Here is a 13,841-nt window from a genome sequence, read left to right as displayed (position 1 = left end):
AGCTTTTTCTTTGTATACCTAAGGTGGTGCTATATCCAAGAAGCATTTTGGCCTGCTTCTTTTCCCGACAATCATCCTCAAATCACCTCTTACAATCTTCCTTCCATAAAGCAGCAACAACCTTTGATAACAATAACTTAAAAATCATAAAAAAGTAACGTTGTTCTTTTTAAGAACCTAAGAGGCTATATAAGAACGAAACAATTATCAATCTTCTTTTCCCATCTCATGCAGGTGAATTTAGAAAGGCCAAAAACATGAAGTACTTTCTTTTGGCTCAGTGCCCAAAATAAACGCCAACGACACCTTATCTTGGCAGCGATCTGCAGCGATCTCAAATTTACTATCTAGAACGTTGTAGCGCGCAGCGCCACTGGGCAAGGCATCAGGCAACGATCTAGGGTTAACATTTTTGATGAAATCAACCCAAACCTTCAATGCACCACTACTACCAGTAATGCTTAATGGCACATTATTATCATCGCCAAGCCATACTACTGAAGAATAACCGCCGGTAATACCAACAAACCAACTGTCTTTTTGCTGATTCGTAGTGCCCGTTTTAGCGGCAAAATTTAGACCGGGAAAAGCCGCTTGAGCCGCTTTAGCTGTACCTATTTTTGGTGTTTTTGTCATTCCATCCAAAGTAACAGCAAGTAAAGCATCCGTAAACGGCACATCATTATGCTGATTAAATCGCTTCATCAGCTGATCCTTTTGATCCATAACCGCTAACACAACCCCCAGCTCACTACTTTTACCTTGAGAGGCAATGGGTTGATATAAACGAGATACTTCAAAGGGAGACAACTCCAGTGCCCCAAGAGCCATTGCTGGATGCATAGTAAAAGGTCGTTTGACGCCTAATTGCCTTAAGGTATCACCCACTCTATCAAAGCCAATTTGATTCGCCAGAGAAACTGTCGCCAAGTTATAAGATTTAGCCATCGCTTCATAAAGATGCACAACACCATGAGTTCTTCTATCGTAGTTTTCAGGCTCCCAAACCTGACCCCCAACTTTAAAACGTAATTTTTTATCCTCTATTTCGCTCCACCAAGTGTAACGTCCCGTTGCTAGAGCAGATAAATACAACGGCGGCTTCACCAATGAACCGATCGGTCTAACCGCGCCTAATGCTCGATTAAACCCTGTATAATGCTGATCGCTTGACCCCACTACAGCGCGCACTTGTCCTGTAAGTCTATCGGTAACGACCATGGCACCTTGCAACCCTTTCAACTTAGGGTCACGCCGCTCCAACGCACTCACTTGTCGCTGCATCGCTAAACTCGCCGCTCGCTGTGCGCGTATATCGACCCCGGTATAAATACGTAAATTCTTCGTCGCTAACGTTGTCTCATCAAAATCCCGTGACAACTGCATAGCAACCAAATCCAAATAATCGCCAAATACAGAGCGCTCTTTCTTCTTGTCAGCAAGTCGAATAGGTCGTTTGATTAAACGGTTATAATCAGCACTGGATAGTCGCCCCTGTTTTTTCAATATAGCCAATACAGTGTTGCGACGACTTTTTGCGCGATTCGGTGATCGTTCCGGGTTATAAAGAGATGGGCCTTTGACCATACCCACTAACAGAGCCAATTCATCAATATTCAGCTCATTAAGTGGACGGCCAAAAAAATGCTGGCTAGCGGCAGCAAAACCATGCAAAGCGCTGCTGCCTAATTGAGCCAAATACACTTCATTCATGTAAGCTGTAATAATGGCTTCTTTTGAATAATGATATTCAAGCAGCAAGCTCATAACAACCTCAGTTAATTTTCTAGTATAGGTTCGCTCAGAGCTTAAATACATGTTTTTCACAAGCTGTTGAGTCAAGGTAGAACCGCCTTGGCGTCGAGAGCCATGCGTTAAGTTAATCAAGGCCGCTCGTGCGATACCTGTAGGAGAGATTCCCCAATGCTGATAAAAATCCTGATCTTCTACTGCGATCAAAATATCAATCAAGGGTTTAGGGATGTTATCGTACGTTAAAATTTGACGGCTTTCGGTATTACCACCGTACAAGAAGCCAATACGCTGGGGCTCGATTCGTGCCTCGTCTATGGCATCACCATTCAATGCCTGAATGACTAAATGACCATTTTGGAAGGAAAAAATACGCCTTTCGCTCTCATGAAACCCTAGATGATCAACATAAGAGCGCAAATGCGCACTGACTTTTGTTCGGCTACGTGCAGCCCAGCCAACCTTCTGGCTGTTTCGACCAAAGCGATACCCAGTTTCTTCCAATAATGTTTCGAGATCTTGTTTTTTCCATGGCGCACCACTCGACAAAATAATGGGGGCACTGAACACCTCAGAGGGGACCTGCCATTTCTGTCCTTCAAAACGGCTAACAACCTGCCCGTTTAGCCACCACACCCAACCAGCAAAAGGAATAGAGCCAATTAGAGCAATAATAAAGCCCCATTTTAAACAAAAATAAAATACTCTCTTCAATAAAGAGGGTTTAGGTAGTTTCTTCGAACGAATTGATGGCTTACGTGAAGATTTTGCCGGAGTTTTTTTAGTCATAGCGAGCAAGTATAAGGAGCTTATAGATAGCAAGCAACGATCTAAAATCAACTAACTGAATTCTTGCATATTGACTCGCTCCTCATAGCACTTTAGAGTCTTTCCTCACGGAAAGTTTATCTAACTGACGTTAGACTGAACTTTATTCGCTTATACAACAATGGAATTGAAAGAAAACACCACTAGAAGAGATTGTTTATTGTTATCACTTTTAGTGCGCATGATTACGGAAAGCGTCAATTCTATTGAGACAAACAACATTCATTATAAAAAAAGTGCGGTAACCACGTGTTTAATAAGTACCTTATTCCTAATGCTCAAAACCTTCCCGAAGGTAAAGCGCTAAATATAAAAGTAGAAGACTACAATTTCTTAGTGACTAAGCAACAAGGTCAAATTCTTGCTTATGAGAACCTTTGCCCCCATCAAAATAAGCCACTTAATTGGCCCACAGATCTTGCATTGGACGAAGAAGGCGATTACCTAAAATGCCACCATCATGGGGCTTTGTTTTCGCCTTTGGATGGAACCTGTATTACTGGCCCATGCCAAGGTAGCCAGCTTAAAAAAGCCACGGTAGGAATAGAGCAAGGTAACTGCTACTTATTATTTGCTTAACAAGTCATATGACTTTAAGAATGTACCAATGACGATAGAGATTTTTTTAGCCGCTAAGACGCGACCCTTTTACTATAGGCTTAGCGCCTTACTCTCCCCGCTTTTTCTTTTATGTTCTCTTCTTACGCCAATTAAAGCTATTGCCGCTAATGAACTTCACTTAGCTGTCGCCTCTAATTTCATTGCTCCCATAAAACAACTCGCCAATGAATTTGAACAAGAAACAGGACATATACTCCAGCTGTCGTTTGGCTCATCAGGAAAACTATTCGCACAAATTCGACACAATGCCCCTTTTGACATTTTTTTGTCTGCCGACACAGCTAAACCAGAAGCGCTTATCAAAACCCAACTTGCTCAACCTGACAGCTTAGTAATTTATGCCAGAGGTCAACTCGCTCTCTGGTCAGTAAATACCATTAATGCCACAACACTAAAGAGTGCACTTCTTAAGGCAAAGCGTATTGCAATAGCCAACCCAAGACTGGCACCTTACGGTAAAGCGGCAGAAGAAATCATGCGTAACTTATCTGTTTTGGATCAGGTTAAAAACAAGATAGTCCAAGGGGAAAATATAGGGCAAGCCTATCAATTTGTATATTCACAAAATGCAGATATCGGCTTTACAGCCTATTCACAAATATTAGCAGGACAAGAAAAAGGCCACTCAATACGTATACCTAACAACCTCTATAATAACATTAACCAAGCAGGGGTCATTTTATCAAAGTCAAAAAACATCGAGTTAGCTGAAACATTTATGAAGTTCTTAATGCGTCCTGATATCCAACGGAAAATAGCCTTATTTGGCTATGCTTCAGAAGTGAATTAGGCAAGCGCTATTATGACATTAAGCCCCGATGATATTGCCGCTATTTGGCTAACCTTAAAACTGGCAAGCATCGTCACGGTTTTATTAATTTTAATCAGTACGCCCATCGCTTGGTGGCTAGCCAGAACGCAATCTTGGTTAAAGGGCCCTATTAACGCTATCGTTGCTATGCCTCTCGTTCTTCCTCCCACCGTATTGGGTTTTTACTTATTACTGTTTTTAGGCCCACAGGGAGCAATGGGGCAATTATTGGCCAAAATAGGCGTCTCTCCCCTACCTTTTAGCTTCTCTGGCCTGGTGGTGGCGTCCATGCTTTACTCCTTACCATTTGTCGTTCAACCCATTCAAAATGCCTTTATCGCAATGGGAGATCGCCCCTTAGAAGCCGCTTCGACTCTTAGAGCCTCCCCATGGGATAGCTTTATCCATGTCGCCGTTCCGCTAGCAAAACCTGGCTATATAAGCGCCGCTGTTTTAGGGTTTGCTCATACCATTGGTGAGTTTGGTGTTGTTTTAATGATAGGTGGCAATATTTCTAATGAAACCAGAGTAATTTCCATACAAATATACGATCATGTCGAAGCTCTAGAATACGGACAAGCTCATACACTGTCCTTGCTAATGATTGTATTTGCCTTTGTGGTCTTGGCGTTTTTGTACAGCACTCAAAAACGCCAAAAAAGTAAAGGCCTGACAGGCGGTTTGTTATGAGCAGCAAGCAAGACCACAACCCCCTATGTGTTCAAGTTACCTATCAGCACCTCAAGACCTCAACCTTCTCTCTTGATGTCGATTTAAAGTTACCCAACAGTGGTGTGAGCGCCTTATTTGGCCCATCAGGTTCTGGAAAAACCACACTTCTTAGATGTATTGCAGGTCTTGAACCAAACAAACAAAGCAGCATTACTTTAAATGGAGAGATCTGGCAATCTGGCACCAAATCCATTTACTCTCCAGCTCACAAGCGCCCAATTGGTTATGTGTTCCAAGACGCAAACCTGTTTCCACACCTTAGCGCTAAAGAAAATTTACAGTTCGCAATCAAACGAGCCAACTCAGCCCAGCCGATCATTTCTTATAAAGATGTGATTCGTTTAATGAATATCGAAGCCATCTTATCTCAATATCCAGCTCAACTATCCGGTGGTGAGCGCCAACGAGTGGCCATGGCAAGAGCGCTTTTAATTCAGCCGAAACTACTTCTAATGGATGAACCTCTCTCTGCACTAGACGATGCATTAAAACAAGAAATCCTTCCCTATTTAGAACAACTCTGCCGCCGTACTAGCATCCCCATCATCTATGTAAGCCATTCCTTAGACGAAGTCATACGACTTGCCGATTATATGGTTGTCTTAGATAAGGGTAGAGCAATCGAAGAAGGAAAAACACAAAGCTTGCTTGGCAAGCTTGGCACTTCGTTCTCTCGCTACCAAGATGCCAGCGTAGTGGTTTCAGGTGCTGTCACACGACAAGAACCTAAATGGGGACTTTCATGGATCAGTTTTGACAACCAAACCATCGCATTCAAACAAGGCGATGAAAAGCTAGGCGATTTGATTCGTTTAAGAATCCAATCAAAAGATGTCAGCTTAGCACTAAGTAAACAAGATAACTCAAGTATCCTAAACCGCTTATCTGTATTAATAGACGATTTAGAAAGGGACCCTAAGGACCCAAGCATGATTATGGTTCGTCTATTAGCAGGAACTACAACAATTTTAGCTAAAATAACCACATTATCAGCTCACAACCTAAGACTAGAAAAAGGCCAAACCATCATAGCTCAAATTAAGTCCGTTGCGGTTCTCTCCTAAGAATTGAAAACCTTAAAGTCTCAGCACTTAGACTGGCTTAGCCCAAAAAGCGGCTAATTTAGGCTTAATAACCAGAGACATCAACACAGAAATAGCCAACCCTGCTGGTAATGCCGAAATAAACGTCGCAAGCCAAAAATCAACAAACTCTTTTAGTACCATAAAACCGTGCAGGTTTATCGTCGTTACAACAGCCATGATAGATTCCATCAGCACAGCCATAACAAGCCCGAAAACAATATTTTTCTTCACATAAGATAAGGCTGGAAAGATCAAGTTAACCAAGCGATTAACCACAAAAGCAATCCCTCCACCAATTGGCGCAATACACAGAACACACAAAGCAAAAGAGGAAAGCCAAGCTACTATAAAGCCATCAATAAAACCAATATTTCTCCAAGTCATCAACAAGGTTAAAAAACCACCAATAATAATGACTAAGCTAGCAATCACACCAATTTTTTGAACATTTTTTGACATAGGTCCTCTCACAATGAATCATAGAGCCAACACAAAAATTTAACATTGACAAAGTCAACTATATTCATTTAAGTTGACTTTGTCAATTATTTTGAGATTTCTTATGTCACATTACGAATCAGAACTACAAACTTTTTTTATAAATACCATCGGTGGATTAAAGATATCCATGAAAAACATCATGAAAGAGAATGGGCTTACCTTATCTCCATTGTATTTTATGATCTTAAAAAATATTCATGAGACAGAAAACTGCACAGCAAATTATCTTGCAGACATAACAGAAAGGGATAAAGGTCAAGTCACTCGATTAATTCAGGAAGTAGTGAACCAAGAGCTTGTTATTAAATCCCCTAACCCAAATGATAAGCGTAGCCAATTCTTAAGATTAACTGAAAAAGGTTTGAGCTTTTATCAACAATTGGCAAAAGCAGACCAAGCGGCTTTAAAAAAGATGAGAGCGAATGTTAGTGATGAAGAACTAAAAACATTCTTGGACACTGGTGCAAAGATGCTTTCGAATTTGAACGCTATTAATAAAAAAACATAGCAGCACGTCGGCTAAACCTCTAATGCTAAGTTATCTAAAAAAGACCGCATTATCGTCTCTCGCCTTTTCCCTTCTAACTGTGCGGAAGCTGTATTGAAACTGCCAGCTATATGCAACAACTTCTTATAGAAATGATCAATCGAATAGAGAGAGTCGTTGGGCTCTCGACTCTCACAAAAAGGATCCTCTGACGCATATAAAGTACGATTAAGAGCCCCGCTTACTTGCATACAACGAGCAATACCGACAGCGCCTAATGCATCTAAACGATCTGCATCCTGCACTATCTTAGCTTCAAGCGTTTTGGGTCTAATGTTAGCACTAAAACTATGAGTTTGAATGGCATGATAGATTGCTTCGTAATGTTCAATTGAATAATCAATAGAGGCTAAAAATTCAATCGCCTTATCACCTGCTAGTGTCGAAGCCAAATGCCGCTCGGGATGGTTTTTAGGTAAAGACACACAATCGTGAAGCCAGGCGGCAGGAACAACAACAGCCAAGTTAGCATTTTCTGCAATGGCAAGTTGCTTAGCGACTTTGACTACTCGCAAGATATGATTCAAATCATGGGCTGCATCAGCGTGATCTACCGCTTGCAAAAACATACGGCAATGATGTTCGAGTTCTGAGAGGCTAGCTAATGACATTATTATTTTCCCCCTTCCCTTCATGGCTTACAAATTGGTAAGCCTATACCAAACACATGAAATAAAACAAACAGAACCTACAACCCTGTAACGAATCCAGCACTGGAACAAAACAAAAAGGGCTTTGATGCGAACATCAAAGCCCTTTCTTTACCCTAACCATGCTTCGTTAGAAAGTGTAACCAACCGCTGCCATAAAGGTAATAGGGTCAATATCTGCATTAAAGGTCCCAGCAACTGTATGTACATCAGTATTAATATCCATATACCAAAGCGACGCATTAGCAAACCAGTTTTCAGCAAAGTTCACATCTACCCCAACCTGAGCGGCTAGACCAAAAGAATCGTCTAAATTCACATCCGTTCCACCCAAAACGGACCCTTTACCTTTTTCATCAAAGAAAACAGTGTAATTCAAGCCAGCACCAATATAAGGACGAACTTGGCTATTCGCCTGACCAAAATAATATTGCGCCATAATAGATGGAGGTAAATGTGACACTTCAGCTATTTCACCTAAGCCTTTAGTTGATACTTTATGAGTAAAGGGTGTCGCGGCTAACACTTCTAAACCAAATTGGTCCGTTAACATATAAGTAAGTGTCACGCCCACTTGGGTATCGCTGTTCAGCTCTAATTCACCAGAGCCAGCAACATCATCACTACTTTCATTTGGCATCACTGCCGCAAGACCACCACGAACAAAAATATCACCAGCATCATGCGCCAGTACAACAGATGAGCAAAGTGCAGAAACAAGGGCAACAGGAAGTAAAGCTTTCATAATCGATTCCTTTTTTGATCAAACAAAATGTCTGTGACAAAAAAGGTAACAGGATAAAAAATAAAATTATTAACCTAGATCAAGGTTTTGCTACCCCAAAAAAACAAAATAGACAACATATCGGTTTGATCAATAAATGACGAACTATCAAAATAAAATCACTTTTCATGTAATCATGCAGATAAAAATACCACCACAAAAAAAGGTCATTTAAAACACACTAGTAAACCTTTAAAAATAAAAAAGTAAACTGATTTACCGCAACATAATTAATCGGTAAAATTTGCGAAAATTCTCATTTGGAACAAATTAATATGCCAATACTCATTGCGGTCACCCTACTTTGGGCCTTTTCGTTTAGCTTAATAGGAGTGTATCTTGCGGGTCAGGTCGATGCCTGGTTCTCCGTTCTTATGCGTGTAACTCTCGCAACAGTGGTTTTTTTACCCTTCTTAAAATTACGTCAAATAGAGGCGAAAATTGCTTTTAAATTAATGATCTGCGGTGCTTTACAGCTTGGTATTATGTATGGATTTTATTATCAATCCTTCTTGTATCTGTCCGTTCCCGAAGTTCTACTTTTTACAGTAATGACCCCTCTGTATGTCACACTCATTAATGACATGCTTGATCGCCGCCTTAATATCGGCTTTGCGATCAGTGCAATACTCGCCATTCTTGGTGCCATTGCAATTCGCTACCAAGGAATAGACGAAGGCTTTGTTAAAGGGTTATTGATTGTTCAAGGTGCCAATATTTGCTTTGCTTCCGGTCAGGTAGGCTATAAACGTATCATAGCAAAAGAACGTCCAGACCTGCCGCAACGTACGGTTTTTGGCTGGTTCTTCCTTGGCGCATTAGCGGTTGTTATTCCATGCTACCTAGCACTAGGAAACCCCGAAAAATTACCAACGACAACACTTCAATGGTCTATTTTAACTTACCTTGGTGTGATTGCTTCAGGCTTAGGCTATTTTGCATGGAACAAAGGCGCGACTATGGTGAATATTGGTACTCTCGCTGTCGCAAATAATCTACTTATTCCTGCAGGCATACTGGTTAATGTGATCTTCTGGAATCGTGACGCCGACATTCTACGGTTAAGTATAGGTGGTGGGATTATATTATTAGCACTTTGGGTCAACGATAAATTCAATCAAAAACATGCCAAAGCACAAACTACCGCTTAGTTAAAATCCAATAAACCAATAAAAACGCCCAATTTTCATTGGGCGTTTTTATTTAGCACATGGCGTTATTCCACGATCCATGCTTGAAAGCTTTTCTTCTCTTCTTTATCCGCTCTTTTAAACCAAAACTGGAACATTTGATGCTGGATATTAGCGACTGTCGGCTTATACATATCATCCGCAATCCAAATACGAATGTCTTTACGAGTCACTTTATCGGACTGGTTGTACCAAAATTGCATCATTTCCAAAGCAACATCTTCCATCATAATAACAGGAGCAGGCATAGGAGCAGAACTAGAGCTAATCTTGCTAGTCGAGCTTTTAGCTGTTAAACGCTCAATTTCTGTCACATAATCTCGAGTATTTTGAAGCCCTGATTTGGTCTTCAAATTTTGTTTTTTGTAGTCAACCTGTTGACCACTCACGTCATCATAAATCGTAAATTGTGGATCTTTAGCGTTACTCTCAGCTTGTTTTTGGTTAGAAATGTAAGGAGCCTTCAAAATCAAATAGCCGTTCTTTGCAAACTGCAAATCTAAAACGATTGGCTCTGATTGATATTCATGAGTATCACCACCGCTGCGCAATAATTTATTAAAACGAACAACAATCTGATGCTGACCTTCATCAAGATCTACTTTGAAGTCATTGCCAAACTGGCCAGCACTTTCAAGATCGACGTACATTATTTCAAATGACCTTGGCACCTCAAAGGTGGCAGCGATTGCTGGTAACGCCATAAAACCAGACAATAAAATACCAAATGCTTGAGCATAATTTTTTATTTTCATCAATTTTCCCTTACAGCACGTAACAAAATAGAGGTTGAATCTAGCATAAAAATGCTTACTCTCTGCTGCGTTTAACTCACCATACTGACACTTACTAAGTTTTATCTTTTTCATTATCAAATAAGTTTAGTTTGTGCATGATTGCTTAACTGAAAAGAGAGTATTATCGTTTGATTTACTGGAGCAGAGTTCAGCATTATTTTGCCAATGACAGCAATCAGTGAAACGCTCGCCATAGCCGGAAACAATATGGCTAGATGAAAAGAGTATATAAGGGCAAAAACTGCCATCAAATTTGATGGCAGTTAAAAAAACAACTAAATCACAAAATCTAGCAAAGCCGAGCTCAGGCTCTTACCATGTATATCGAGAGCCAAAGAACGAGTAACACCACCACCTAACGCTTCATACATAACAAAATTTAATGCACCGATAGCCGGTAGTTCGTAGCGCACAACTTCACCAGAGACAATATCACTAAACCAATTTTGTACTTTCTCTGCCGTCACAGCGTCTTTAATCTGCCCATAATCATGAATATCATAAACAATAAGAGAGATGTTCGAAATATCCCCTTTGTCCCCTGTACGAGAATGAGCGATGTCGCGTAGTTTCATTGCTTAATCCTCCAAAATTGTAATAGTTGCATGTACTTGATCGCGCGGGATCAAGCAAGAGTCCATAGCCAGCACGGCTTTGGCGGACTTAGCAACACCTCCACCTCCAGCTGGTCCATTGGTGTATAAGGTTTCAACCTCATTACCCACAAAGACCGCATCCTCAAACGTTGAACAGCGAACAGCAACACGAGCGCGAACTTCGTAGGGTTCGCCGTGCGTTGATCTAGTGACACCATGTAATGCATTTACACCGACCAAATCATATCTGGCTTCAATAGGCTCAAACCGACACACAGAAAAACGCTCTTTTACGATATCCAGAGCCAATTGACCACGAGCAACGGCATTTGGCCCAGCGAAAGAAATCTCCCCTTCACCAATAAAGCCATCATTATAACCAACCGATATTTTTAAGGTCTGTGTTCTTACTGAGCCATTCGCCCCTTTTACGGCAACACGATTATCACCTTGCTGTATGAAAGAAACGTTGGAGAAATCTGCCACCACATCAGGCGTGAAATATTGATCTGGACGATGAATTTCATAAAGCAATTGTTCTTTGCATGTTGCTTCACAAACAACGCCTCCAGAACCTTCCACCTTGGTAATGACCGCATCACCAGATTCATCCACCTCAGCAAGAGGGAAGCCAAGCTTAGCTAACCCAATCACATCCTTCACTCCAGGGTCTGCAAAATATCCACCTGTAATCTGCCCAGCACATTCAAGTAAATGACCAATACAAGTTCCTTTACCTAATTTCTCCCAATCATCTTGGGGCCAACCAAACTCATGAACCATAGGTGCAAGAAACAAAGAAGGATCCGCGACTCGACCAGCAATTACCATATTGGCACCACTTTCTAAAGCCTCAAGCAGACCTTCAATTCCCATATACGCGTTAGCCGATATAATATCTTTACCACTTTGTGATACCGCCACACCAGCTTCATTCAACTTTAGATCCAATCGGTGCAATTCAGGCAAGACATCATCACCTAAGACCACTGCAACTTTAAATGATGCTAAGCCCAATTCTTTCGCAACACGCATAACCAAATGACCAGCCGCAATGGGGTTGGCTGCTCCCATATTAGTTACAATGCGCACACAGTTTTCATAACAGCTCGGCAACACAGCCCGCATACGTGCTTCTAGTAACTCGTTATAGCCTTTATTCGCGTCTTGTTTCTTTTGCTTCTGACCGATAGCAATGGTTCGTTCTGCAAGGCATTCAAATACCAAATAATCCAATTGACCTTTTTGTGCCAACTCAACGGCGGGCTCAATTCGATCACCAGCATATCCTGCGCCAGAACCAATTCTGATTTTATTCATTCTTCATTAGATCCAATAAACTATTAGAAAAGCACCCGAGTAAGTACACTACAACGAAAGAGGGCCCTACAAATGAGCTCACTCTGCTCTTGTTTAAATGCTCAATGCACCCGTAATCACAGCAACTAAAGTCATTACCAAAGTTACTAAAAATGCCAAGGGAATCGTTTTCTTTTGGTGATCTGCTAGATCAACACCCGCTAGCCCAACTAGCAAAAAAGTCGATGCTGTAAGAGGGCTAACAGGAAAGCCAGTCGTCATTTGACCAAGTAATGCGCCACGAACAACCTCAATTCCGCTAGCCCCTAACGCTTCTGCGGCATGTGATAACACTGGCAACACACCGAAATAATATGAGTCAGGGTCAAATATCAAACTTGCGGGCATAGAAGTAATTGCAGTCAAAAGTGGTAAATGCGCACCAAAACTTTCAGGAACCACACTTACTAAAGATGTTGCCAACGCCTTAATCATCCCGGAGCCTTTAAGAACCCCAGTGAACACACCAGCAGCAAAGATAATTGAAATCATCAAAATAGCCGCATGACCGTGAGCATTAATGCGAGCTTGCTGTAATTTTACATTTGGATAGTTCACCAACAAGGCAATAGGTAAAGCAATCACAAATACAGCTGGCAGAGGCACTGTTTTAGTAACTAATGCCGTCAATGCGCCAACGGTAAGCAATAAATTAAAGAAAAATAACTTAGGCCGTTTTAGACTCGCTTTTTCTTCATCTTCATTATCATCAATACCAACAAACGAAGAGGAACTTCCCCCTAAAGGCCCCACACTCGATAAACGGACTTTCTCTTTCTTTCCCAACCAAAAGGCCACAACAAGAACCGTTAATACCCCAGCCCCAAAAGCAGGGATAATTGGGTTAAATAACTCAGAAATATCCACACCTAATGAAGAGGAAGCACGCAGCGTCGGACCACCCCAAGGTAATATATTCATCGTACCGGCACCTAATGCAGCAATACAGGCAAGCACCTTGCGATCCATTCCTAATCGATCATAAATAGGTATCATGGCAGGTATACAAACTAAAAAAGTGGATGCTCCAGAACCATCTAAATGCGCTATCATGGCAATGAGTGCCGTACCAACGGCAATTTTGGTCGGATCTTGCCCTCCAAATTTAATGATCCCTTTAATCATAGGATCAAACATTCCGGCATCATTCATTACAGAAAAATACAAAATAGCAAATGTCAGCATAATTCCAGTCGGGGCCACACTTTTCAGTCCGGTCAAAATATAACCGCCCAATTCGGAACTTAAACCTGCTAACAAAGCAAACACAATCGGAACCAAAACTAAGGCCACTACGACCGACATGCGCTTAGTCATGATAAGCGTCAACAACACCGCTATGGTGCAGAACCCCCAGAATGCCAACATTAATCAACTCCTTATTATTATATTTAGAAGCTATGCACCTACTCTCAATAGTGAAAGAGGACAAAAACCTGACCTATTTTTATCACTAAATAATTAATAAACACCAATCAAAAAAACGAATAAACTTAATTAAAACTCAAATAAATTCACAAAAACCTTTCAAGAATCAAAGAAAGACAATAAAACAAACTATCTATTATTTAGAAAATGTTGATTTGAC

Annotated in this window: 14 protein-coding genes; 6 read left to right on the top strand and 8 right to left on the bottom strand. The window is 41.1% G+C overall.

Annotation, left to right across the window (positions count from 1 at the left end; all coding sequences use genetic code 11):
• Positions 1-240: 240 nt before the first annotated feature.
• Positions 241-2,541, bottom strand: a complete 2,301-nt coding sequence (locus DFP80_RS13075; RefSeq protein ID WP_113917345.1) for a transglycosylase domain-containing protein — start codon at positions 2,539-2,541, stop codon at positions 241-243.
• A gap of 288 nt (positions 2,542-2,829) precedes the next feature.
• On the opposite strand from DFP80_RS13075, the gene DFP80_RS13070 reads away from it, so the two are divergent.
• From DFP80_RS13070 to modC, 4 genes are read left to right on the top strand one after another with little or no spacing between them, the layout of a single operon-like run.
• The gene (locus DFP80_RS13070) at positions 2,830-3,159 is read left to right on the top strand and encodes a Rieske (2Fe-2S) protein (RefSeq protein ID WP_113917241.1); all 330 of its coding nucleotides are present in this window, start codon (positions 2,830-2,832) and stop codon (positions 3,157-3,159) included.
• Between the two features lie 28 nt (positions 3,160-3,187).
• Positions 3,188-3,991, top strand: a complete 804-nt coding sequence (gene modA / locus DFP80_RS13065; RefSeq protein WP_113917240.1) for a molybdate ABC transporter substrate-binding protein — start codon at positions 3,188-3,190, stop codon at positions 3,989-3,991.
• 12 nt (positions 3,992-4,003) lie between these two features.
• The gene (modB, locus tag DFP80_RS13060) at positions 4,004-4,702 is read left to right on the top strand and encodes a molybdate ABC transporter permease subunit (RefSeq protein WP_113917239.1); all 699 of its coding nucleotides are present in this window, start codon (positions 4,004-4,006) and stop codon (positions 4,700-4,702) included.
• Positions 4,699-5,808: a molybdenum ABC transporter ATP-binding protein gene (gene modC / locus DFP80_RS13055; RefSeq protein ID WP_113917238.1), complete on the top strand. Its 1,110-nt coding sequence runs from the start codon at positions 4,699-4,701 to the stop codon at positions 5,806-5,808. Before modB ends, modC begins: the two co-directional genes overlap by 4 nt.
• 27 nt (positions 5,809-5,835) lie before the next feature.
• Here modC and DFP80_RS13050 read toward each other — a convergent pair whose 3' ends face one another.
• A complete protein-coding gene (locus DFP80_RS13050) occupies positions 5,836-6,288 on the bottom strand; it encodes a DUF2798 domain-containing protein (RefSeq protein WP_113917237.1) in 453 nt (150 codons plus the stop codon).
• Between the two features lie 103 nt (positions 6,289-6,391).
• Between DFP80_RS13050 and DFP80_RS13045 the strand changes: the two genes are divergently transcribed.
• Positions 6,392-6,838: a MarR family winged helix-turn-helix transcriptional regulator gene (locus tag DFP80_RS13045; protein ID WP_113917236.1), complete on the top strand. Its 447-nt coding sequence runs from the start codon at positions 6,392-6,394 to the stop codon at positions 6,836-6,838.
• Between the two features lie 11 nt (positions 6,839-6,849).
• Here the strand turns inward: DFP80_RS13045 and DFP80_RS13040 are convergent, their stop codons facing one another.
• Positions 6,850-7,488 (bottom strand): HD domain-containing protein, encoded by a 639-nt coding sequence (locus DFP80_RS13040; RefSeq protein WP_113917235.1) that lies wholly within the window; start codon positions 7,486-7,488, stop codon positions 6,850-6,852.
• A 169-nt stretch (positions 7,489-7,657) separates the two neighbouring features.
• A complete protein-coding gene (locus DFP80_RS13035) occupies positions 7,658-8,272 on the bottom strand; it encodes an OmpW family outer membrane protein (RefSeq protein WP_113917234.1) in 615 nt (204 codons plus the stop codon).
• Between the two features lie 314 nt (positions 8,273-8,586).
• Here DFP80_RS13035 and DFP80_RS13030 point away from each other — a divergent pair, with 314 nt between their 5' ends.
• Positions 8,587-9,462 carry a carboxylate/amino acid/amine transporter gene (locus tag DFP80_RS13030; RefSeq protein ID WP_113917233.1) on the top strand — a complete coding sequence of 292 codons (876 nt, stop codon included), beginning with the start codon at positions 8,587-8,589 and terminating at the stop codon, positions 9,460-9,462.
• 65 nt (positions 9,463-9,527) lie between these two features.
• On the opposite strand, the gene DFP80_RS13025 is transcribed toward DFP80_RS13030, so the two are convergent.
• The 4 genes from DFP80_RS13025 to DFP80_RS13010 all read right to left on the bottom strand — a co-directional run bounded on the left by DFP80_RS13025 (position 9,528) and on the right by DFP80_RS13010 (position 13,621).
• Positions 9,528-10,256: a YccT family protein gene (locus DFP80_RS13025; RefSeq protein ID WP_113917232.1), complete on the bottom strand. Its 729-nt coding sequence runs from the start codon at positions 10,254-10,256 to the stop codon at positions 9,528-9,530.
• Positions 10,257-10,573: 317 nt separating this feature from the next.
• Positions 10,574-10,873: an AtuA-related protein gene (locus DFP80_RS13020; protein WP_113917231.1), complete on the bottom strand. Its 300-nt coding sequence runs from the start codon at positions 10,871-10,873 to the stop codon at positions 10,574-10,576.
• Between the two features lie 3 nt (positions 10,874-10,876).
• Positions 10,877-12,214 carry an acyclic terpene utilization AtuA family protein gene (locus DFP80_RS13015; protein WP_113917230.1) on the bottom strand — a complete coding sequence of 446 codons (1,338 nt, stop codon included), beginning with the start codon at positions 12,212-12,214 and terminating at the stop codon, positions 10,877-10,879.
• Positions 12,215-12,307: 93 nt separating this feature from the next.
• A complete protein-coding gene (locus DFP80_RS13010; protein ID WP_113917229.1) occupies positions 12,308-13,621 on the bottom strand; it encodes a CitMHS family transporter in 1,314 nt (437 codons plus the stop codon).
• Positions 13,622-13,841: the final 220 nt, after the last annotated feature.

This window comes from Marinomonas rhizomae (genome assembly GCF_003315485.1).
In the GTDB taxonomy this organism is placed as follows: domain Bacteria; phylum Pseudomonadota; class Gammaproteobacteria; order Pseudomonadales; family Marinomonadaceae; genus Marinomonas; species Marinomonas rhizomae.
This window is presented reverse-complemented; position numbering and strand designations above follow the sequence as displayed.